The organism is Methanolobus chelungpuianus, from assembly GCF_024500045.1.
Taxonomy (GTDB): domain Archaea; phylum Halobacteriota; class Methanosarcinia; order Methanosarcinales; family Methanosarcinaceae; genus Methanolobus; species Methanolobus chelungpuianus.
Genome location: NZ_JTEO01000001.1, coordinates 1 through 20,884 on the forward strand (window position 1 = coordinate 1; position 20,884 = coordinate 20,884).

The 20,884-nt window shown below is 50.9% G+C and carries 21 protein-coding genes; 9 read left to right on the top strand and 12 right to left on the bottom strand.

The features are described from left to right. Nucleotides 1-141, top strand: a 141-nt coding sequence (locus tag PV02_RS00005; RefSeq protein ID WP_305891092.1) for a uroporphyrinogen decarboxylase family protein, incomplete at its 5' end; no start/stop codon positions are given. Nucleotides 142-279: 138 nt separating this feature from the next. On the opposite strand, the gene PV02_RS00010 is transcribed toward PV02_RS00005, so the two are convergent. After that, nucleotides 280-1,029, bottom strand: coding sequence for a tetratricopeptide repeat protein (locus PV02_RS00010; RefSeq protein ID WP_256621230.1), 750 nt, complete (start codon nucleotides 1,027-1,029; stop codon nucleotides 280-282). A gap of 138 nt (nucleotides 1,030-1,167) precedes the next feature. Between PV02_RS00010 and twy1 the strand changes: the two genes are divergently transcribed. The 3 genes from twy1 (at nucleotide 1,168) to argS (ending at nucleotide 5,218) form a co-directional block, all read left to right on the top strand. Next, entirely contained in the window at nucleotides 1,168-2,106 is a 939-nt protein-coding gene (twy1, locus tag PV02_RS00015; RefSeq protein ID WP_256621231.1) for a 4-demethylwyosine synthase TYW1, read from the top strand. Nucleotides 2,107-2,249: 143 nt separating this feature from the next. Continuing rightward, nucleotides 2,250-3,494 (top strand): peptide chain release factor aRF-1, encoded by a 1,245-nt coding sequence (gene prf1, locus PV02_RS00020; RefSeq protein ID WP_256621232.1) that lies wholly within the window; start codon nucleotides 2,250-2,252, stop codon nucleotides 3,492-3,494. 20 nt (nucleotides 3,495-3,514) lie between these two features. Next, on the top strand, nucleotides 3,515-5,218 hold the full coding sequence (gene argS / locus PV02_RS00025; RefSeq protein WP_256621233.1) for an arginine--tRNA ligase: 1,704 nt from the start codon (nucleotides 3,515-3,517) through the stop codon (nucleotides 5,216-5,218). 45 nt (nucleotides 5,219-5,263) lie between these two features. Here argS and PV02_RS00030 read toward each other — a convergent pair whose 3' ends face one another. The 4 genes from PV02_RS00030 to PV02_RS00045 all read right to left on the bottom strand — a co-directional run bounded on the left by PV02_RS00030 (nucleotide 5,264) and on the right by PV02_RS00045 (nucleotide 10,291). Further along, the gene (locus PV02_RS00030; protein ID WP_256621236.1) at nucleotides 5,264-6,040 is read right to left on the bottom strand and encodes a class I SAM-dependent methyltransferase; all 777 of its coding nucleotides are present in this window, start codon (nucleotides 6,038-6,040) and stop codon (nucleotides 5,264-5,266) included. Nucleotides 6,041-6,085: 45 nt separating this feature from the next. Next, on the bottom strand, nucleotides 6,086-7,723 hold the full coding sequence (locus PV02_RS00035) for an acetolactate synthase large subunit (RefSeq protein ID WP_256621237.1): 1,638 nt from the start codon (nucleotides 7,721-7,723) through the stop codon (nucleotides 6,086-6,088). A gap of 12 nt (nucleotides 7,724-7,735) precedes the next feature. Continuing rightward, a complete protein-coding gene (locus PV02_RS00040; RefSeq protein WP_256621238.1) occupies nucleotides 7,736-9,103 on the bottom strand; it encodes an NAD-dependent succinate-semialdehyde dehydrogenase in 1,368 nt (455 codons plus the stop codon). Nucleotides 9,104-9,256: 153 nt separating this feature from the next. Then, nucleotides 9,257-10,291 carry a hypothetical protein gene (locus PV02_RS00045; protein ID WP_256621239.1) on the bottom strand — a complete coding sequence of 345 codons (1,035 nt, stop codon included), beginning with the start codon at nucleotides 10,289-10,291 and terminating at the stop codon, nucleotides 9,257-9,259. A 204-nt stretch (nucleotides 10,292-10,495) separates the two neighbouring features. Here PV02_RS00045 and PV02_RS00050 point away from each other — a divergent pair, with 204 nt between their 5' ends. Further along, nucleotides 10,496-10,879, top strand: coding sequence for a hypothetical protein (locus tag PV02_RS00050; RefSeq protein ID WP_256621241.1), 384 nt, complete (start codon nucleotides 10,496-10,498; stop codon nucleotides 10,877-10,879). A gap of 12 nt (nucleotides 10,880-10,891) precedes the next feature. After that, nucleotides 10,892-11,305: a DUF3795 domain-containing protein gene (locus tag PV02_RS00055; protein ID WP_256621242.1), complete on the top strand. Its 414-nt coding sequence runs from the start codon at nucleotides 10,892-10,894 to the stop codon at nucleotides 11,303-11,305. A 27-nt stretch (nucleotides 11,306-11,332) separates the two neighbouring features. Here PV02_RS00055 and PV02_RS00060 read toward each other — a convergent pair whose 3' ends face one another. Beyond that, nucleotides 11,333-12,700: an NAD-dependent succinate-semialdehyde dehydrogenase gene (locus PV02_RS00060; RefSeq protein WP_256621244.1), complete on the bottom strand. Its 1,368-nt coding sequence runs from the start codon at nucleotides 12,698-12,700 to the stop codon at nucleotides 11,333-11,335. A 102-nt stretch (nucleotides 12,701-12,802) separates the two neighbouring features. Beyond that, complete coding sequence (locus tag PV02_RS00065; RefSeq protein ID WP_256621246.1) at nucleotides 12,803-13,240, bottom strand: DUF61 family protein; 438 nt, start codon at nucleotides 13,238-13,240, stop codon at nucleotides 12,803-12,805. Nucleotides 13,241-13,321: 81 nt separating this feature from the next. On the opposite strand from PV02_RS00065, the gene PV02_RS00070 reads away from it, so the two are divergent. Further along, complete coding sequence (locus PV02_RS00070) at nucleotides 13,322-14,245, top strand: ribose 1,5-bisphosphate isomerase (RefSeq protein ID WP_256621248.1); 924 nt, start codon at nucleotides 13,322-13,324, stop codon at nucleotides 14,243-14,245. Between the two features lie 120 nt (nucleotides 14,246-14,365). On the opposite strand, the gene PV02_RS00075 is transcribed toward PV02_RS00070, so the two are convergent. Further along, nucleotides 14,366-15,100 carry a SagB/ThcOx family dehydrogenase gene (locus PV02_RS00075; RefSeq protein ID WP_256621249.1) on the bottom strand — a complete coding sequence of 245 codons (735 nt, stop codon included), beginning with the start codon at nucleotides 15,098-15,100 and terminating at the stop codon, nucleotides 14,366-14,368. 21 nt (nucleotides 15,101-15,121) lie between these two features. Continuing rightward, nucleotides 15,122-15,784 (bottom strand): class I SAM-dependent methyltransferase, encoded by a 663-nt coding sequence (locus PV02_RS00080; protein ID WP_256621250.1) that lies wholly within the window; start codon nucleotides 15,782-15,784, stop codon nucleotides 15,122-15,124. A 55-nt stretch (nucleotides 15,785-15,839) separates the two neighbouring features. On the opposite strand from PV02_RS00080, the gene PV02_RS00085 reads away from it, so the two are divergent. Beyond that, a complete protein-coding gene (locus PV02_RS00085; RefSeq protein ID WP_256621251.1) occupies nucleotides 15,840-16,439 on the top strand; it encodes a DNA-3-methyladenine glycosylase I in 600 nt (199 codons plus the stop codon). 21 nt (nucleotides 16,440-16,460) lie between these two features. Here the strand turns inward: PV02_RS00085 and sppA are convergent, their stop codons facing one another. Continuing rightward, nucleotides 16,461-17,657: a signal peptide peptidase SppA gene (gene sppA, locus PV02_RS00090; RefSeq protein ID WP_256621252.1), complete on the bottom strand. Its 1,197-nt coding sequence runs from the start codon at nucleotides 17,655-17,657 to the stop codon at nucleotides 16,461-16,463. A gap of 153 nt (nucleotides 17,658-17,810) precedes the next feature. On the opposite strand from sppA, the gene metG reads away from it, so the two are divergent. Next, a complete protein-coding gene (metG, locus tag PV02_RS00095) occupies nucleotides 17,811-19,841 on the top strand; it encodes a methionine--tRNA ligase (protein WP_256621253.1) in 2,031 nt (676 codons plus the stop codon). Between the two features lie 109 nt (nucleotides 19,842-19,950). Here metG and cyaB read toward each other — a convergent pair whose 3' ends face one another. Both cyaB and PV02_RS00105 read right to left on the bottom strand, forming a co-directional pair. Next, the gene (gene cyaB / locus PV02_RS00100) at nucleotides 19,951-20,490 is read right to left on the bottom strand and encodes a class IV adenylate cyclase (protein WP_256621254.1); all 540 of its coding nucleotides are present in this window, start codon (nucleotides 20,488-20,490) and stop codon (nucleotides 19,951-19,953) included. Nucleotide 20,491: 1 nt separating this feature from the next. Next, on the bottom strand, nucleotides 20,492-20,881 hold the full coding sequence (locus PV02_RS00105; protein ID WP_256621255.1) for a Zn-ribbon domain-containing OB-fold protein: 390 nt from the start codon (nucleotides 20,879-20,881) through the stop codon (nucleotides 20,492-20,494). Between the last annotated feature and the right edge of the window lie 3 nt (nucleotides 20,882-20,884).

A 20,884-nucleotide genomic window follows, 5' to 3' on the forward strand; every position in this document is an offset into this window, starting at 1 on the left:
CCCGAAGTGGTAAAGGAAGCATCACAGAAAGTGCTGGATGCAGGCGTAGGACTTCTTGCACCGGGATGCGGTATTGTCAGCAAGACACCTACCGAGAACCTCAGGGCGATGGTGGAGATGGCAAAGGGCCACAAATACTGATTAATTACACGAGAGAAAAAGGACAGGGCAATTAAAGGTGGCACATCACCATCTTTGATTGCCCTTTAATAGCTTTTAATTAATTTTTGCAGAGTCCTTAGCAGTTCCTCAGTCCCATACAGTTCAGCTATGTCCTGTTTATGCTTTTTTAGAGCAAAGTGACCATAGCTTCTTTGCTTCCTCAAAGCCTGGTTCTATCTGTAGTGAATTTCCAAACGCGTCACGTGCTTCTTCATATCTTTCAAGCTCAAAAAGGGCTATACCTTTGCAATACCAGGCCTGTGCCGAATCTGATTTGATCTGCGATGAGGGGCTTCTCGATATCCATGCAAAGCGAGGGAACCTGAACTCCAGGGGATTTGATAGATGGATGGACCTATCATAAGCTTCCAGTGCCTCATCGTATCTGTCCACCTTGCACAAGACATTCCCCTTATAGCACCAGGCACCAGAGTCCCCGGCATCCAGGTTCAGGGCGTCATCAAGGCACTTGAGCGCATTCTCATAATCCCCTTTCTCAAAGAGGATCAGCGCTTTGCTGCAGAATATTTCCGGGTTGTTCGCTTGTCTTTCGAGAGTACTGTCAATAAGTTGCAATGCCTCTTCACATCTACCTGTCTTATAAAGTACAAAACTCCTGTCAAACCAGGTTTCTACGGCACGTACATATGCTTCTGAGGCTTCTTCTTCCATTTCCCGTGCAGAAAGGAGGTCCCCTAAAGAATTCCAAAGCTCCTCGGCCTTTATGTAAGAGTCAATTGCCTGCTCGTAGTAGCCCAGTTTTACATACACATGCCCTTTGCTGTAAGCCTCGACAGCATCCTTTTCGATGTTGCTGGCCTTTCTTTTTTCCAGGGATCCATCATATATCTTGCGCAGGAAACTCATATCAGAAGGTAGTTCCAGGCCTATGATATACTTTTTGTTTAGAAAGTACTGCCTCTTTTTCCTTTTACTGATTGTACATTCTTTCCAGTGGAACTTTTCCATACATTATATATATCCTGAATATCAACTACAGCTCAAATGTCGAGAAGAAGAGAAAAGACTGAGGATATAACCGATTTCAACAGCCTGCTGAGAAAGCAGGGTTACAGCCTTGCAGGCAGGCACTCCGCCGTCAAGACCTGCCTCTGGCTTCGCAGGTCCATGCAGGATGAGGGTGCATGCTACAAGAACACTTTTTATGGCATAGAATCTCACAGGTGCCTCCAGATGACACCGACGCTCATGTGCAACCAGAGATGCCTGCACTGCTGGAGACCCACTGAGATCGACGTGGCGACTCCCGTGGAATGGGACTCTCCAGTGGAAATAGTGGGGTCTTGTATCGAGTCCCAGAGAAAGCTCATCTCAGGCTTTGGAGGTTCTGCCCCGAAAGAGCGCTGGCTGGAGGGCAACGAGCCCAGGCATGTAGCAGTATCACTTTCAGGAGAGCCTACTCTTTTCCCATATCTCCCTGAACTCATCGATGAGTTCACGAATCAGGGTTTCACCACTTTTGTTGTGAGTAACGGGACCAACCCTAAAATGATGGAACGCATAAATCCTTCCCAGCTTTACATGAGTCTTGATGCACCCGACAGGGAGACCTATGAGAAGGTGTGCGGTCCCAGATCGGCAGACCTCTGGGAACGCATAGGGCGCTCCCTGGAGGTACTGAAAGAAAAGAACACCAGGACCGTTATACGCATAACTCTCATAAAGGATGTCAACATGTTCGATCCCGAGGGTTACGCAGAGCTGATACGCAAAGCTGAGCCTGATTATATCGAGGTCAAAGCTTACATGCACCTGGGTTTCTCAAGGAAGAGACTCCCCCGGGAAGCTATGCCTTCACATGATGAAGTGCTTGAGTTCTCGGACAGGCTTGCCGCCCTGCTTGGATACAGGATCGCTGACGATGTTGAGATAAGCCGGGTCGTGCTGCTGTCTAAGGACGGCACGGTATCACATCTGGCATGAACCTATGTTATGATACTGAATATCGCAATATTTTCAATATCCTGTCACAATCTATATTTATAGTTAGGTGTACATATGCACCTCAATCTAATCGAAGATATGAAAGCATCTTAAATGCAGTTTAATTTCGGAGTATTTCCAATATGTCAGAACAATCTGCTCATTCTAAATATGAATTCAAAAAGAAGCTTGAGGAGCTGCGCACCAAGAAGGGCCGCGGTACCGAGCTGATATCTCTCTATATTCCTCCCAACAAGCAAATATCCGATATCACCTCCCAGCTCAGGACAGAACACGGCCAGGCAGCCAACATCAAGTCAAAGGTCACAAGGGACAATGTCCAGGGTGCCCTGGATTCCCTGCTCTCAAGGCTCAGGTACGTAGAGGTTCCGGAGAACGGTATTGTATTTTTCACTGGTGCTGTGGACATAGGTGCCAACAAGACCAATATGGAGACCACCATCGTTGAACCGCCCCAGCCTATCATCACCTACAGGTACCATTGTGATTCCTCATTCTACCTTGAACCTCTCGAGGAGATGCTGAGGGATGCCAAGACATACGGCCTGCTGGTACTTGACAGGAGGGAGGCCACGGTCGGCCTGCTGGTGGGTAAGCACATAGAGGCCTACAGGCATCTTACATCTGCAGTTCCCGGAAAGCAGAGGAAGGGAGGTCAGAGTGCCCACAGGTTCCAGCAACTGAGGCTTATTGCCATCCATGAGTTCTACAAGCGCATAGGCGATGCTGCCAGCGAGGTATTTATGGCAGTGAACCATAAGGATTTTGAAGGCGTGCTCATAGGCGGTCCCTCCCCCACAAAAGAGGAGTTCGAGGCCGGTGAGTTCTTCCATCACGAGATCCAGAAGAAGATCCTCGGCATGTTCGATATCGCCTACACTGACGAGTCAGGTCTCTCGGAGCTTGTCAATGCAGCCAGTGAGAGGCTTTCCGACCTTGACCTGATGGTGGAGAAGAAGCTCATGCAGCGTTTCCTCAGGGAGCTTGTGTCGGACTCAGGAAAAGCCGCATATGGTGAGGCCCAGGTGCGTCATAATCTCAGCATCGGTGCCGTGGAGGTGCTGATGATATCAGAGGGTCTCAGGGCCGAAAGGATCACCCTGCGCTGTCCCACAGGAGACTACGAGAACAAGATCACCAAGGATTTCAAGCCAGGAGAGCAGACCGAAGCCGGAGGACAATGCCCTGTATGCGGTACCACCCTTGAAGTTGTCGAGAGGGCGGATATTGTGGACGAACTATCCGAGCTTGCAGACCAGATGGCCACCAATGTGGAATTCATCTCCACTGATTTTGATGAGGGTTCCCAGCTGTTCAACGCATTCGGTGGCATTGTGGCTATCCTGAGGTTCAACACAGGCGTTTGATCTTATATTGAGGTGTTATTTTGTTCCTTGAGTTCAAAAAACAGGTTACTTCAGTTCTTACGGATGCTCTTGCATCCATGGGCCTGCAGGCGGATGATCTCGGGCTGGAGTCGTCCCAGCATGCCGATATAGCCTCAAAGGTTGCCTTCAGGCTTGCTTCCCAGGCAAAGCAGAGTCCCAAGGACCTTGCACAAAGAATAGCAGATGCAGTTTTCCTTCCCGACGGCTCCCTTATCGGAAAGGTCACTGCAGTAGGTCCTTACATCAATATAGACGCATCACGCGATTATGTCGATGATACTGTGTTCAGGATAAGGACCGAGACATCAGAGTTCGGGGGAGGTTTCTGCAATGGACGCATACTGCTGGAGCATACGTCTGCAAACCCTAACGGCCCTCTGCACGTGGGCCACATACGCAATTCCATCATCGGTGACACTCTCAAAAGAGTGCTCAGGCGTGCGGGATACGATGTGGAGACCCAGTACTATGTCAACGATATGGGCCGCCAGATAGCCATCGTATCATGGGCGCTCTCCCGCTTCGAGTTCGACAGGACCAGAAAGCCTGACCATGCTATTGCTGACGTGTACATCAAGGCCAACGTTGACCTGAATGCAGACCCGGCCAAGGTGGCTGAGATCGACAGGCTAATGCAGCTTGTGGAAAAGGGTGATGAGAAAACCATCAAGGGCTTTGATGAAGCTGTCTCCCTGGCCATAGCAGGTATCAAGGAAACCCTGCTCCGCATGAACGTGCAGCACGACAGTTTCCCGCATGAGTCCGGTTTTATCCGCTCGGGTGCAGTTTCTAGGATAATAGACGAAGCCAGGGCCACAGGCAAGACCGAGATCGATAATGGGGCACTCGTAGTTGACCTGTCGGATTACGGTTTTGAAAAGACCCTGGTCATACAGCGTACCGACGGCACATCCCTTTACACGACCCGCGATCTGGCTTATCATGAATGGAAGAGCGAAAGGGCTGACAGGATGATAGATGTGCTGGGAGCCGACCACAAGCTCATATCCGGACAGCTCAAGGCAACCCTGAGGCTGCTCGGCAAACCCGAGCCCGAAGTTGTAATATTCGAATTCGTATCGCTCCCCGAAGGCTCCATGAGCACACGCAGGGGCAAGTTCATTTCCGCCGACGACCTGCTGGACCAGATAGAGAAGCAGGCTTACGTTGAAGTTGATAAGCGCCGCCCGGAAATGTCCGAGGAGTTCAAGAAGGACGTTGCAAGGACCGTGGGAATAGGTGCTGTCAGGTACGATATTGTAAAAGTCTCCCCTGAGAAATCCACGGTTTTCGACTGGGAGGAGGCCCTGGACTTCGAGAAGCAGGGGGGCCCATACATACAGTACTCCCATGCGCGTGCATGCAGCATCCTCAAGAAAGCCGGAGAGGACGGCCTCTGGGACCCAGCAGTCCCAATAGACCCTTCCTTACTGGTCGAGCTAAGCGAAGTGGACCTTATCAAGAAGATGGCCTCCTTTGACAGCGTGCTGGAAACCTCTGCAAGGGAGCTCAAGCCAAACGCCATGGCCATCTATGCCCGGGAACTGGCAGACTCCTTCAACCAGTTCTACAGGTTCGTACCCGTACTCACTGCCGAGGAGGACGACATAAGGGCAAGCAGGCTTGCACTTGTGGATTGCGCAAGGATAGTGCTTGCAAACACACTCGACACACTTGGAATAGGCGCTCCTGAATCCATGTGATCAGGGCTGCCTGTCTTTCTCTTTTTATTCCTTACTTATTCCCTGCTATTCTTTCCTGAGATCGAAAACCCACCTGCTGACCCCTGGTGCCACGTTCCCGCACCTGCGATAGGATAACACATCAAGCCCCAGTTCCTCGTACATCCCGACCAGTCCGGGGATCTGCTCCTTCATCTTGAAGGTATAGAAATGAATATGACCTCCTGTTTCAATCAGCGGATATACGGTCTCGAGGAAATGGTCCATCCCGTAGGGCGTGGGGACTATCGCCCTGTCGAAGCGACATCGCAGAAGCCGGCTCATGCAGCCGGCATCGGCGTTTATGATATGGACACTCTCTTCGACCTTATTCAGCCTGCAGTTCCCGGCAAGCCATTTGCAGGCATCGAAGTTCATTTCCAGTGCAACTACATCTGCCCCCGCGGAAGCTGCAGGTATAGCAAAGGGCCCGACACCGGAGAACGGGACAAGGACGTGCTCTCCAGGCTGTACCTGCGACGCCACCCTCATTCTTTCAGATCCCAGGCCAGCATTGAAAAAAGCTTTCCTCAGGTCCAGCCGGTAGGCAAATCCAAACTCCCGGTGCAAGGTCTCAGTACTGTCACCTGCAAGAATCTCAAAATCGGCAACTCTCCTGTTGCCCTCGACCTTTGAGACCTTGTTAAGCACTGTCCTTACCTTATGCGACCTGTCCATGACGGCATCGGCGATCCCTGGCTTGCAGTCCTCCATTTCCTGCGGAACGGATACGATGGCAATATCCCCGATAACCTGATAGTGCTTTAGAATTTCCTTACCAGTTGCAATGGCCCGGGAGCGCATACCTGCCCATAGGCAGAATAGATTTAAAAACCTTCACACAGGCCATCAGAGTTCGCAGACATTACTGCTCAGTTTCTCCGTGAGCCTGAAGTTTTCCGAGTAATCAACCCTCACATCAAATATCCAGACCCCGCCCGCATTAAGAGCCTCCTTTAATCTGGGCCTGAACTCTTCTGCATTCTCTATCCTTACCCCCTTTGCTCCGAAACTATCTGCAAGCCTCACAAAATCAGGATTTGTGAAATCAGTGCCTGTACTCTGGTCAAACTTCCTTTTCTCATGCCATTCTATGAGCCCATACCTGGAATCATTGAATATGACCATTGCAAGGCTGCATCCGAGCCTGACAGCGGTCTCCAGCTCCTGCACGTTCATCAGGAATCCACCATCCCCTGCAACTGCGACAACCCTGCGTTCGGGTTTCAGGAAACTTGCAAGTGTGGCCGCAGGGAGTGCAAATCCCATTGAGGCAAGGCCGTTGGAGATAAAGACAGTGTTTGCCTCGTACGCAGGGAAAAGCCTTCCGATCCATAACTTGTGAGCACCCACGTCGCTTACAAGTATATCGTTCCTTGAGAGGCATTCCCTGATATCATAGATCACCTTCTGGGGTTTCATCGGGAAAGATGCATCATTTTTGAAATCCTCAAGCTCCGCCATCATCCTTGAGCGCACCTTGCTGAACCTTTCAGGCATTTCCTTCTTGAAATCACACTGCTCGTTCAGTCCTGACAGTGCCTGCCTGATGTTTCCGGGCAGTATGATATCCGGGATATAGCTCTCGTCTGTCTCGGGATGGTCGGAGTGTATATGGATTATCCTCTTCGAACCGTCAGGATTCCAGGAACGAGGACTGTATTCCACATAATCGTAACCCACAGTTATCACAAGATCGGCCATCTCCATGCCGCACATTACGTGGTCCCTGTCCTTGATTCCCATTGAGCCAAGGTAATGCTCGTCGTCTGCCGGTATCGCTCCCTTGCCCATGAATGTGGTGACAACAGGCAGGCCGGAGAATGTGACAAATTTCCGAAGTTCGCTGGCAGCTTCTCCCCTGAAGACGCCGTTCCCTGCAAGTATAAGGGGCATTGAGCTCTCCCTGATCATTTCAGCAGCTTTTTTAAGATCCTGCTCGTCATACATCGTCATGTGAGGACGACCTCTTTTGAAGAGAGGCTCCTTTTTGCTGTCTTCTGTAGCAATGTCCTCCGGAAGTTCTATATGCACCGATCCGGGCCTGTCAATAGCGATATCAAAGGCCTTGTGAATGATCTCGGGTATGAAATCGGGTCTTGTGATCCTGGAGTTCCAGGCTGTGACCTGCCTGAACATGGCAACCATGTCAATGTATTGGTGCGATTCCTTGTGTGTCTTCTCAAGCCCCGCCTGTCCGGTGACGGCTACCAGGGGTGCTTTATCTAACTGGGCATCGGCAACCCCTGTAATCAGGTTCGCAGCACCCGGTCCCAGGGTCGCAAGGCAGACTCCGGGTCTGTGTGTCATCCTTCCGTACATATCCGCCATGAAGGCGGCACCCTGTTCATGTCTGGTGACAATGAACTTTATACCGGACCGTGAAAGGGAATCCATCAGGTCGACAGTCTCCTCCCCGGGAACCCCGAATATATATTCTACGCCTTCATTCTCAAGGCATTTCACGAAAAGGTCGCTACCCTTCATTTTTCACACGCCTTAGTATATTTTCAAGGACTTGATCTGCATGAACTCCTGCATGCCTACACGATACAGCTCCCTGCCGATGCCGCTTTCCTTGTAGCCTCCAAAGGGCAGGGCAGGGTCTGATGTTACCATGTGGTTGATGGCAATGACGCCAGCCTGTATGTTCCTTATCAGGTCCATGGCCCTGTCCCTGTCCTCGGTCCAGATACTTGCACCAAGCCCGAACCTTGTACTGTTGGCCAGCCTGACGGCCTCCCTCTCTTCACTGAACTTTATTATGGGAGCCACAGGCCCGAAGGTTTCCTCAGTGAGCACAGGGGCATTTTCCTTTACGTGACTGAGTATTGTTGGCATATAAAAGAACCCGTCCCCTTCCGTGGCTCCCCCCTCAAGCAGGACATCGGCACCCATCTTCAGTGTATCATCGACCTGCTTCTGCAGTTTCTCCCGCTGCTTTGCACTTATCATGGGGCCCATCTGAGTGGCAGGGTCCATGGGGTCGCCTATCTTGAGTTTTTCTGTCCTCCTTACAAACCCTTCCGTGAAGTCCTCAGCTATTGCTTCATCAACAATGAAGCGCTTGGCTGCAGTACAACTCTGTCCGGCATTACGGAACCTGGACTTTACGGCAGCCTCGGCTGCTTTTTCCACATCCGCATCCCGCAGTACGATAAAAGGGTCACTGCCACCAAGCTCCATCACATACTTCTTCATGTAGCGACCTGCCTCAGCTGCCACCTTTTGCCCGGCAGGGTTACTCCCGGTAAAGGATACTGCCCTGACCTCGTTCCTGGATATCAGGCCTGAAGCCATCTCTCCTCCTATAAGCAGGGTCTGGTATACTCCGGGAGCTATCCCGGCTGCGCAGAATATCTTCTCTATCTCAAGGGCGCATCCGGGCACGTTACTGGAATGCTTGAGCAATATCACATTACCTCCGGCAATTGCGGGGATGGCTGTCCTCATTGCCTGCCAGAAGGGAAAGTTCCAGGGCATTATATTAAGGATAACCCCCAGGGGCTCGTACAGGAAACCGGAGGTTTCGGCATCAGTATCCACGAACTCAGCCGCAAGGAACCTTTCGACGTTACGGGCAAAATACTCGCTGAGCACTGCGCACTTCTCTATCTCTCCCAGGGATTCCCTTATAGGTTTACCCATCTCTCTGGTGATTATCTCGGCCAATTCCTGTTTTCTCTCCCTGAGTATGCCTGCGACATTATCAAGGTACATGGACCTGTCAAAAGGCGTTGTGCTTTTCCAGTCCCTGAAATCTTTGACAGATAACCCTATCTTATCTTCCACGATGTATCCCGTGTCCAGTTCAAAGTCCCCGATAATCTCCCCTGTGGCAGGATTAACAGATCTGATGCTTTCCATATCAACGTCCCCCAATGAATTGCTTTGAGGGAAATGACCTTCGGTAAATGGTCCTGACTACTCCCCCAATTTCAGTTGGACCTGATTGCATATAAAAGTGGTTACGTCAATGTTTGCCCACCGGCTTAAAAAAGTGTATGGGATGCTAGAGGCTTACACCCGCTGCCATCCCATCTGTTCCAGTGCAGGCACATGCTCAGCCTTAGATGTCAGGCTGTAGCGACACATGCCATTCTCCGGACCTTCGGCAATGAAGTCCGATATCTCGATGCCGTGTACTGCGCCGAAGTAGGCTATTGCCAGTTCCTCCTCGGTAGGCTCTTTGATGAAATTTATGTTGCCTTCTGCGTACCAGAGCTGCCAGGGTGCCTCGGTGCAGTTCACGCGGCCAGATTCCATCCTGAAATATTCCAGCATCACCTGTTCTCTTTCGTCCCATACGCCATCGATGATCGCGGACACGACATTGCTGTTGTATAATATCACTTCGATGGTGTGGTTGGTGATCACCTGGGTGACCATCTGGTCTGTCCTGTTACCGTAACCGCCGTGGCTGCTGGTGAAGTTGTAGGTGAGCACGTGTTCCTCAGGATAGTTCACACCTGACTGGTAGTCCACAAGAACCAGGCCGGAACCATCGAAGCTGTATGTGGGTGCGCTCATGACCCATTCCTCAGCAATTGCTTTTGCCTCATCCTCGGAGATTGACAGGGCATAGCCTCTCAGATCGACCAAGGCATCATTTATTTCCCTGAGACCGGCAGGCATGTAGTCATCGAAATACGGGTCAACCTTTACGGTCTTGTTCATTCCTTCCTGAACCACTGTTATTTCCAGGGTTCCGGTGTCGGCAACTATTGGCTGTCCTTCCTGCGGTTCATAGAGATCGTCCATCCCTGTGAAATCGTTGTCCCTGAACAGCTCAATCAGATTGTTGCGTGTCTGCCTGTCTATTGGCTTGATGTACCTGGCTGTCAGTTCGTTGTCATAGTTATAATAGCTCAGATTGACAGCCGTGGAGTTGACAATAAGCTCCTGAACTGCCATCTCAGGCAAGGTGAAAGCTCCATAGGTCAGATGGGTGATGACGGCGTCATCTGAGATCTCTGGCTCATCGTTGTTGTTCTCTGTGCATCCCGCACCAAGAATGACAAGTGCCAGAAGAAACATTATTATTAACTTCTTCATAGGATCCCCCGTGATTACTGGCTTCGTTGTATCAGTTTTGCTATTTGCTGTTGTCAGCTAATTTATAGTAAAGCAAGTACACTTATTAAACAATTGCTAAGACTTCAAACACGGTTGCAGTTATGCTTTCGATTGCCGGTCTATATCAGCACTTCCCGCCCAGAACGCAACTCTTTATATAGAAACAATTTTTGAATACCTATCATGCAAAACAAATATCTCAAGAATGTGGCTTACGGTTTCCTTTCATGGCTTGTCCCGTTTGTAGCCTCCTTGCTCTTTTATACAAGAGAAGGGGAACTGACAATCGACATATCCCTTTTCAAATCTATCATGATAGTGGTCGGTTCCGTTACTGCTGCTTTTCTTTTGATCTCATATTTCAAAGGGATAGGTGCGGGCTATCTTAAGGAAGGAATCACACTGGGACTTACCTGGCTCTTTATCAACCTGCTGCTGGACCTGGTTGTATTGGTCTCGATGTTCGGGATGCCTGTAGGGGATTATTTCACCCAGATAGGGTTACGGTATCTGATCATCCCAGTGATGACCATAACCGTGGGAGTTGCACTGCAAAATAAAAAATGACGGTTTGATATTGTGAAATCCCCTGACAATGCCTCACTAATAGCTCCCTGCGGCATGAACTGCAACATCTGCGTGGCATACCTGCGGGAAAAGAACAAATGCCCCGGCTGCAGGGGGCCTGACGACAATAAGCCTGTCACCCGCTGGAAGTGCAAGATCAAGACATGTGATGTTTTCCAGAAAGAAGGCCCCCAGTTTTGTTTTAAATGCGCAGTATTCCCGTGTAAGAAACTGAAAGCACTGGATAAGAGATACCGCACAAAGTACCATATGAGGATGATAGAGAATCTGGAATATATTCGGGATTGCGGTATCATGCCCTTCCTGGAAAATGAAAAATCAAAATGGACCTGCTCCGGGTGCGGTGGCACTGTTTGTGTCCATAAGGGGTACTGTTACAGTTGCGGTGAGAGGAAAGTGTTTTAGGTCCCGGACCCCGGCTTGAGTGAGATCTCACATTATCTTCACGGACTTGATGTTCATGAACTCAAGGAATCCATGCCTTGAGAGTTCCCTGCCCATGCCGCTTTTCTTCACTCCGCCAAAAGGCAGGCAGGCCTGGGGAGTGCAGAACGAGTTAATGCCCACCATTCCGGTCTCAAGCTCTGAGGCAACTCTCATGGCCCTGTCTCTGTCCTGGCTCCAGACGCTGGCGCCCAGCCCGAACTCCGAATCGTTCGCAAGCCCTATGGCTTCTGTCTCATCCCTCACGCTTATGATCGGTGCCACGGGCCCGAATGTCTCCTCCCTCATTACCCTCATGTCCCTGCCTACGTGGCTGAGCACAGTTGGAGAGTACATGTAACCCTCACTTTTCATCCTCCCGCCTTGGGCAAGGATCTTGGCACCCTTGGATACAGCATCCAGTACCTGGTCTTCCAGTAGCCGGACCTGCTCTTCCCGGACCATCGGCCCGATATCCGTTTGCGGGTCCAGGGGATCGCCGATAGTGAGCTTTCCCGTCAGTTCCACGAACCTTTCCGTGAACTCCTCTGCTATGGCTTCAGCAACAATGAACCGCTTGGCTGCTATACATGTCTGGCCGGTGTTCATGAAGCGGCTCGGGACGCCGACCTTGGCGGCCATCTCCACATTGGCATCGTCAAGGACTATGAACGGATCACTGCCGCCAAGCTCCAGCACGAACTTCTTCATGTTGCGGGCGGCAAGTTCGGCAACCTTCTGTCCGGCATCGTGTCCTCCGGTAAAGGATACTGCCTTGACCTCATTTCTGGATATCAGGCCTGAAGCTGTTCTTCCGTCGATAAGCAGGGTCTGGAAGATGCCTTCCGGGAAACCTGCCTCTGTAAAAATGTTCTCTATCTCCAGTGCACACAGAGGCACGTAACTGGAATGCTTGAGCAGCATGACGTTCCCTCCTGCAAGTACATGTGATGCCGCGCTGAGTACCTGCCAGAAGGGAAAGTTCCACGGCTTGATGGCAAGCACGGTCCCCACTGGCTCATAGTGAATGAACGAATTGCATGCCCCTTCTTCTGCAGGCTCCGGTTCCAGCATCTTCTCCGCATTATCGGCAAAATAATCGAACATGTCCGCGCATTTGGCGACCTCGGGAACAGCCTGCTTGATGACCTTTCCCATCTCGGTGCTGATTAGCTCCCCGTATTGCTGCTTGTTCCTGCGCAGTATCTCTGCTACTTTATGAAGAAGCTCGCTGCGCTCCGAAACATCCGTCCTTTTCCATTCACTGAAAGTCCCGGCAGATATTCTGAGCATCCTGCTCACCTGCTCCTCAGTATGCATTTCCACTTCGCTGATGACTTTGCCTGTTGCGGGGTTGACGGACTGGATGGTGGTCATACAATTCTACCTCAGTAATCTTGACAGTAACGGGACATTATAGTACCGTATGATATTTGCTCCTATTCCCTGCAAACCTTATTCCGGCAAAGTAGCATTTGTTCAGGCCATAGCTATCTGCACGGCCGTAGGATACTTTTTCATAATCGAATATGCAATGGCCCTCCCGACCCAGAGCTTGCCCTGCTGCATCCTGCGCATTCCGCTGAAGTCCCCTAGGATCTGCAGGGCATGGAAAGCCTCGGGATCGTTGAGATAGCAACTGTCAGGCACGTTTGGGCTGTAGAAGAAGATGACAGGCAGCCTCAGTTTATGATGAAGGGCGTAGGGCAGCTTTTCCGCGAAAAGCCCAAGGGTCTCCTCATCAAAAAGGTATTCTTTCCCGGCTCTTGTCCTCGAGGCAGGTCTCTCTTCCATGAGCAACTGGGAGAGGCTTTTGCGCTCTGTAACTATCCCCTCGTTGATCCTGGTTACCTCAGTCCTCATCCAGCGCATAAGAACGGAGTCATCAGACGGTGGTATTCTTTCCGGCACTTCCATCCCCGTTAATAGTTGTATAACTGCATCGATAAAAAGTATCTCACAGGCTAAATATAAATCGTTTAACTCCCACTTATATTCATGGACGATCTACTTACAACAGCAGAGAAGATACGCTCGATGGAAATAAGGGGTGCAGGAAGGATAGCGGTCGCAGCTTCTGCCGCATTGAGGAACTATGCACTGACCCTGGGGTCGCTGGACATAGAGGAGTTCAACATCAAGATTGAAGAAGCTGCAAAGGTACTGGTAAACACACGCCCGACAGCAGTTTCCCTGCCAAATGCAGTAATGCTGACCAAAAAACACACTTCTCTGACAGTACCCGAAGCTATTGACGAGATAGTTGCCAGTTCTGACAGGTTCATCAAGAATGCCACCGAGGCACTGGGCAAGATAGGAAGGATCGGTGCCGAGAGGATACGCGATGGTGATGTCATCCTTACCCACTGTAATTCCCATGCCGCCCTGTCCATTATCAAGACCGCTTTTGACCAGGGTAAGAGGATATCGGTGATCGCCACTGAATCCAGGCCCCGCAGGCAGGGATTCATCACGATCAAAGAACTGAGCGACCACGGTATTCCGACCACACTGATAGTGGATTCGGCTGTGAGGCTCACCATGAAAGAAGTGGATCTTGTGGTCGTGGGAGCGGACTCCATATCCGTTAATGGCGCCCTGATCAACAAGATAGGCACTTCCCAGCTGGCCCTCGCTGCACAGGAAGCCCGCAAGAACGTGATAGTTGCTGCAGAGACCTACAAGTTCAGTCCCAGGACCCTGCTTGGGGAAATGGTTGAGATAGAGGACCGCTCCGCAGATGAGGTGATCGATCCCAAGCTCCTGAAAGAGATGCCCAATGTAAAAGTAAAGAATCCGGGTTTTGATGTGACTCCTGCAGAGTACATAGACCTCATAATCACGGAAGTGGGAGCATTCCCTCCTGCAATGGCCTTCGCCATTATAAGGGACTACCTCGGGATAGAGCTGGACCATCACTAAGTGATCCATCTTTCCAGTTCCGCCATTTCAATTTTTCGGGTCGCCTGCGGTCATTTTCCCCACGCGGAATTTGCAGGAGTTCCTTTATTGCAGCTTTATTTTCTTCTGAATCCCTGTCTCTCACTTTTTACCCACCGTTGCCACGTATATCACAAACTCCTCCTCGCCGTCAATGCCCAATACGCTGTTGATCTCATCATCCTGGAAAGCTGCGATGGCGCATACCCCGCAATCGATGGCCTCAGCGCTCAGGTAGAGGTTCTGGCACACGTGACCGGCATCGAGATGCATGTACCTGTATCCCCTTTCACCGTACCTCCATTTCATCCTGTAGGCCACAGCCGACCAGATGAAAGTGGCGGCACTTGTCACCACAAACCCCTGGTCCAGGCAGGCAGCTTTTATCCTTGCAGCTATCTGCGGGTCATCACTCACTTTCTCCAGCCTGTGGCCTATGGCCAGAAAGTGGTAAAGTCCGTTTTCCAGCCCGCTGACATTATTGGCGAGAATGTACGTCTCAAGCGCATGCCGTGCACCTGCCGACGGTACTGTCCTGAAGGTCGCTGCCCCGCCTGCAACCTCTTTGACACCCTGCGTGCACCACAGCAGGTAGGACAACTCCTCAAGGGAAAGAGGCTCCCTTGAATAGCTTCTTATACTGGTCCTTCTTTCAATAGCTTTTCTGAGGTCGGTTCCTTTAACGGTGATCTTTGCAGGGTCCGGCAGTTCCAATACCGGCAGGTCACCTTTCCCGACTGACTGCAAAGGAGGCTGTGGATGACCCGTTGCCTGGTCCGACCTTTCCAGGTACCGGAACTTCGTCCTCTCCATGAAATCTTTGCCCGCTCCACTCATAATACCCCTTCCTAATGTCCTTTATTGAAAGAAGGTTTTTGATTCCTTCTTTATACTTGTTGTCCTTATGACCACAAAAGAACCTTTTCCAAAACCCTCCTCGGGCTCTTCCACACTTCTGATCTCGGGCAGGGGCTTGAACAGTGTCTGCCTGATGACAGGCCCATGGAATCCATGCTCATGAAGCCTGCCTGTGAGTTCCCCGGCAGAATGGAAAGTAGCATTCCTGTAAAAGCTGCTTTTTGATGTCCTCTTCTTATATTCTTTCCCCAGGGGACTGTCACGCTCGATAAATGCGATAATAAGCTCTCCGCCGGGTGCAAGTACGCGATATATCTCCTGCAGTGCCTTTTCAGCATCTGCAAAACAAAGTGATGCCACCATCAATACGAGTTCCATGGATGAACCTTTCAGGGGCAGTTCCTCTGCCACTCCCTGAATCCTGTCCACACCGCTTTTTTCCGCCATCCCGAGCATCTTTCTCGACGGGTCCAGGGCATAACTGATACCCAGGGCAGATGTGAACCTCCCGGTGCCTGCACCTATTTCAAGGCTTCTTTCCGGTATGTCCGCGGGAAGCAACCCTCTGATGGCTTCCAGTTCGGACTCATAGACCGGAAGGTGTTCCTCGTACCACCTGTCATACTCTTGTGCACGTATGTCAAAAGGATTCTCTTTGGTCATTGTTACCCGTATTCCCTGAATGCATTGAACAGGATTAGAATGAAGAAGATATAATATGTTTGATGACTTTTCTGAACTCATGATGAAGCGATGCGCCTGGTCCGAAATGAATGAACTCGAGACGGAGTATCATGATACTGAGTGGGGTGTGCCTGAACACGATGACAGGAAGCTGTTCGAGTTCCTGATACTCGAAGGTGCCCAGGCGGGGCTTAGCTGGGATACGATCCTCCGGAGAAGGGAGAGCTACAGGAAGGCTTTTGATGACTTTGACTACGAAATAGTTGCAGGCTATGGCGGATCGAAGATATATGAACTGCTTCAGGATACAGGCATCATAAGGAACAGGAAAAAGATACTTTCCGCTGTCAGCAATGCAAAGGCTTTCATCGGCGTCAGGAACGAGTTCGGTTCATTCGACACTTACCTTCGTGGGTTCCTGAAGGACAGCAAACCGATACAGAACTCATGGAGATCCGCAGCGGAAATCCCTTCAAAGACCGGACTGTCCGAAAAGGTAAGCAAGGACTTGAAAAAAAGGGGATTCAACTTCGTGGGTCCAACTATAGTCTATGCCTTCATGCAGGCCGTGGGTATGGTCAATGATCACATGGCCGACTGTTTCAGGCATGAGGATTGCGGCAGGATGGAGTGAAATGCTCAGAGGCATATCTTCTCAGCTTATCCGGCCGTAGGGACTCTCTTCGTAGTAATGCAGGAACTGTTCGACTGCCGATGCATCCGATTCAGAGCCAAAGAGCAGGCTTGAAAGGGTAGGCCTGTTCATGTAGACCACCACCGGCTCGCCCTGAATGCCTCCAAGCTCGGCTGCCCTGTTGATGGCATAATAGAGATTACCCAGTTCATCCACAAGACCCAGTTCCTTTGCCTTCTGCCCGGTGTATATCCTTCCGTCTGCAAGGTCTTTTACATCTTCAAGGCTCATCTGCCTGCTGTCTGCAACGTCCCTTATGAAATGTCCGTACACTTCCATGACGACTTCGTTGGCATACTCTTTCTCATCGTCAGAAAGTCCGCGCCATGAACCTCCCATATCCTTGAACTCGCCGGATTTTGCAACATACACATCGATCCCTTCCTTTTCATAGTAGGCTGAAGTGTTCTGGAAGGTCCATATCGTGCCGATGCTTCCGGTCATGGTGGATGGGTTGGCTACGATGAGATCGGCAGGCGCTGAGATATGGTAGGCCGCGCTGGCTGCGACGTCACCCATGGAGACCACCACGGGCACTCCGCTCTCGCTGGCCCTCTTTACCTCTGAGTATATCTCCTCTCCTGCAGTAGAGGACCCGCCGGGGCTGTTGATGCGCAGGACTATGGCTTTCACGGCTTTGTCGTTAGTGGCTTTCCTGATGTTGGCATTGATATCTTCCGAAGTCGCGTAACCGAAGCCTCCGGGCACACTGCTCGTGAGGAGCGTCCCTTGTACATATATTACTGCAACCTTGTCGCCTGATGAGTAAAGTTCACCGCTGAAAGACTGGTAGATGAGGGCAAAGCTTGATCCGATGATCAGCAAGAGCACACCTACAATGGCAATGTATTGCCATCTGCGGCTTTTCCTCTTAACCGGGGTCCTGCCTCCATAAGGATCCTCCGGCGAGGCTCTATCCTCGTAATCCCTCCCTCCGTACATTCTTTCATCGGGCTTGCCGGAATTGCTATTCTGTCCATTCCGTACATGTGTCTGAGTTACTTCACCTGTGCCGGAGTGTTCCGAAGCGCTGCCTGTATCGCTCTCCGGGGATATCGGGCCACTCACATCTTCTTCGGTCGTACTTCCATAAGAGTAAGGATATGTATGGTATTCAGCATCAGGGGGATTGTTGTTGTCAGGATCTTTTTCACTCATTGGCAATTTCCATCCTGCATGTAAATTGAGTATGGACATTGAAATACCTTGTGCAGTTTGCAAGCGAAATATATTTTATACTGGCAGGCAATGAACATGAGATATATTCACTGATATTACACAACGGAAACATTACCATAACGGAGAAAATACATGTCAAATCCTTCTGATAAAGCCGTGCTTGTCACATGCGGTCTTCCCTATGCCAACGGGAAAGCCCACGTGGGGCACCTGCGTACATACATTCCTGCGGATATATATGTGAGGTCCCTTAAGAAAGGAGGCAGGGAAGCTGTCTTCATATGCGGGTCAGACACCCATGGCACACCCATTGTGGTCAATGCCGAGGAACTGGGTATCACGCCAAAGGAGCTCGTACAGAAATATCACGTGCACTTCGAGGAGGTATTCCGGAAGATGGGTGTCAGGTTCGATGCCTTCGGCACTACCGACGACCCCGAGAACCACAACCGCACGCTGGATATCGTTAACAGGCTTATAGACAAGGGTTATGTCTACCCGAAGACCATCGAGATAGCCTACTGCCCCAAATGTGACCGTTTCCTGCCTGACCGGTATGTACAGGGCATCTGTCCCGGCTGCGGCAAGGAGGCCCGCGGGGATGAATGCGACCAGGGATGCGGCAAGCACCTCGAACCCGGAGAGCTTCAGGAACCCGCCTGTACCATCTGCAAGGGTCCTGCAGAATACAGGAAACAGGAGCACTTCTTCTTCAGGCTTTCCGACTTCAGGGATTTCCTGCTCGGGCATCTGGACAAGCTCGGAGGGACTCTCAATGCGAAGAACTACGCCATCGGCTGGGTAAAGCAGGAGCTCACCGACTGGTGTATCACCAGGAACCTTGAATGGGGTGTAAAATTCCCGGGACATGATGACCTTGTGGTCTACGTATGGGTGGATGCCCCCATCGGGTACATGGCATTTACGGAGCAGTGGGCAAAAGCTACTAATGGCGACTGGGAGAAGTTCTGGAAAGGAGACTGTCCCATAGTCCATTTCATTGGCGGCGACATCATTTACCACCACTGCATCTTCTGGCCTGCAATGCTCAAAGGTGCAGACTACAGCCAGCCTTCTGCAGTTGTGGCCTCAGGCATGGTCAAGATAGAGGACAGGAAGTTCTCAAAGAGCCGTGGCTATGTCGTATGGGTCGAGGAGGACTACCTTGACCAGGGATTCCACCCGGACCTCCTGAGATACTACCTTGCGAGCTATACCTCCCACACAAAGGAGGTCAACTTCTCATGGAAGATCTTCCAGGACAAGATTAACACCGAGCTGGTGGGAGTCTTCGGCAATTTCCTGTACAGGAACCTGCTCTTTGCATACAAGAACTTCGGGGAGGTCCCGGAAGGGGATATCGACCAGGCTATAATGGAACAGATAAGGACCACTATTGATGAGGTTTCAAGGGCCACGGATGAGTATGAGTTCAAGAAGGCCGCAGATACCGCAATGGCGCTGGCTTCCTACGGCAACTCCTATTTCCAGTCCAATGAGCCCTGGAAGCTAATAAAAGAGGACCGCGATGCATGTGCAAAGGTCATAAGGAACTGCGTGCAGATTGCAAAGGCCCTTATACTGCTCTTTGAGCCTGTACTCCCTGGTAAAATGGAAGAGGCCTGGGTGCAGATAGGCATGGATACTGATGTGCACTCCGCAAGCTATGATGAGGCCTTCGTCCCGGTGAGAGCAGGCACTCTACTGAAGATGCCCCAGATCCTTTTCACCAAGGTGGAGGATGACAGGATCGCAGAAATGGACAAGATCCTGAACCAGCGAGTGAAGGCCGCTATGGCAAAGGAGTCAGGCAAGGAGCCTCTTGCGGAGTACAAGCCGCCTATAGAATACGATGATTTCGCGAAACTGGACATCCGGATAGGAAAGATAGTCTCTGCCGAGAAGATCAAGAAATCCAACAAGCTCCTGCGTGTCTTGGTGGATATCGGCGACGAGTCCCCACGGCAGGTGGTTGCGGGTCTTGCCGAGTACTACAAGCCTGAGGAAATGGTCGGCAAGACCGTTAACGTGCTTGTCAACCTCAAGCCCGTGAAACTCTGCGGCGTCGAATCCCAGGGAATGATCCTTGCGGCCGAACTGGGTAAGAATGTCGCCCTGCTGACCGCGGACAAGGAAATGGAACCGGGCTCATGTATAAGATAAACGCTGGTTAAAACCGATCACAAAAAACAGTTGACGGGGATTTCCCGTCAATACTTTTTAGTCAATATTTTTTATTATATACGCAGATTGGGACTGATTATGCAGAATCTTAGTCTGCCTGTTTTTCAAGTATCATCTCAAGGTAGGATTCCCGGATGGATTGGCTCTCCTGGATGCCCAGTTCCAGGAAAAGGTCAAAAATGCGCTTTCTGTGGAGCTCAATATCCGAACCGGGCTCGGACTCAGCCATGAGCTCGATCTCTACGAATTCGCCAAGACCTTCCACCTTATCCAGGCAGATTATGAAGTCATTATATCTGTAGACGTCTCTTGATTTGCGGACACGGCCTGACTGCTTGAACCCCAGGGAAAGGAGAATGCTGCGGGCTTCGTCACCCTCAACGGCGGTCTCGAACTCCTCGCGGGTCTTGGACACCGTGTCCAGTTTCCTGCCCTTGTATGTGAGCACGGAGGTGCCGTTCACGCAGCGTATCCTCAGTGCCTCGTCGGTTTCTGCAAAGTCCCTGTGGGGGGCATTATAGTAAGTGTCGGATTGTTTCTCGACACCTACCTGGCGTGCGCCCATTTCCCTAAGCTTATTCCTTACCTGCCGGTGATCGGCACGAACCTTCACTTCCACTTCGATCATGTTATGCAGGAACGAACTTTGTACCGTAATAGATCATGCCACGTTCGCCGCTCTGTCCCAGCCTCCTGAATACGGGCCTGACCTTCATGCCGATGTGCATTTCCTTAGGATCGCCGACTATCTGGCTTGTGAGCCTCGGTCCTTCTTCAAGCTGGACGATGCCAAGCACGTAAGGGGTCTGTCCCTCGAAGCCCTCGGCTGCTGTGTGGATGACGGTATAGGTAACCAGTTCACCGTTGCCGTTGAACTTATGTTCGCCTATCTGCCCGTCACGCCTGCATGTGGGGCATACGTTGCGCGGGGGGTAGAAATATTCGTTGCATGTCTTGCAGTATGTACCAACAAGATTGTACCTGGCTATCTGTTTTCTCCAAAATCTCGGTACTGACATCGT

Excerpts from the sequence above, each read along its gene's own strand:
- PV02_RS00010 (WP_256621230.1), bottom strand. The coding sequence starts at position 1,029 with ATGAGTTTCCTGCGCAAGATATATGATGGATCCCTGGAAAAAAGAAAG.
- twy1 (WP_256621231.1), top strand. The coding sequence starts at position 1,168 with ATGTCGAGAAGAAGAGAAAAGACTGAGGATATAACCGATTTCAACAGC.
- prf1 (WP_256621232.1), top strand. The coding sequence starts at position 2,250 with ATGTCAGAACAATCTGCTCATTCTAAATATGAATTCAAAAAGAAGCTT.
- PV02_RS00030 (WP_256621236.1), bottom strand. The coding sequence starts at position 6,040 with ATGCGCTCCCGGGCCATTGCAACTGGTAAGGAAATTCTAAAGCACTAT.
- PV02_RS00035 (WP_256621237.1), bottom strand. The coding sequence starts at position 7,723 with ATGAAGGGTAGCGACCTTTTCGTGAAATGCCTTGAGAATGAAGGCGTA.
- PV02_RS00040 (WP_256621238.1), bottom strand. The coding sequence starts at position 9,103 with ATGGAAAGCATCAGATCTGTTAATCCTGCCACAGGGGAGATTATCGGG.
- PV02_RS00045 (WP_256621239.1), bottom strand. The coding sequence starts at position 10,291 with ATGAAGAAGTTAATAATAATGTTTCTTCTGGCACTTGTCATTCTTGGT.
- PV02_RS00050 (WP_256621241.1), top strand. The coding sequence starts at position 10,496 with ATGCAAAACAAATATCTCAAGAATGTGGCTTACGGTTTCCTTTCATGG.
- PV02_RS00060 (WP_256621244.1), bottom strand. The coding sequence starts at position 12,700 with ATGACCACCATCCAGTCCGTCAACCCCGCAACAGGCAAAGTCATCAGC.
- PV02_RS00065 (WP_256621246.1), bottom strand. The coding sequence starts at position 13,240 with ATGGAAGTGCCGGAAAGAATACCACCGTCTGATGACTCCGTTCTTATG.
- PV02_RS00070 (WP_256621248.1), top strand. The coding sequence starts at position 13,322 with ATGGACGATCTACTTACAACAGCAGAGAAGATACGCTCGATGGAAATA.
- PV02_RS00075 (WP_256621249.1), bottom strand. The coding sequence starts at position 15,100 with ATGAGTGGAGCGGGCAAAGATTTCATGGAGAGGACGAAGTTCCGGTAC.
- PV02_RS00080 (WP_256621250.1), bottom strand. The coding sequence starts at position 15,784 with ATGACCAAAGAGAATCCTTTTGACATACGTGCACAAGAGTATGACAGG.
- PV02_RS00085 (WP_256621251.1), top strand. The coding sequence starts at position 15,840 with ATGTTTGATGACTTTTCTGAACTCATGATGAAGCGATGCGCCTGGTCC.
- sppA (WP_256621252.1), bottom strand. The coding sequence starts at position 17,657 with ATGAGTGAAAAAGATCCTGACAACAACAATCCCCCTGATGCTGAATAC.
- metG (WP_256621253.1), top strand. The coding sequence starts at position 17,811 with ATGTCAAATCCTTCTGATAAAGCCGTGCTTGTCACATGCGGTCTTCCC.
- cyaB (WP_256621254.1), bottom strand. The coding sequence starts at position 20,490 with ATGATCGAAGTGGAAGTGAAGGTTCGTGCCGATCACCGGCAGGTAAGG.
- PV02_RS00105 (WP_256621255.1), bottom strand. The coding sequence starts at position 20,881 with ATGTCAGTACCGAGATTTTGGAGAAAACAGATAGCCAGGTACAATCTT.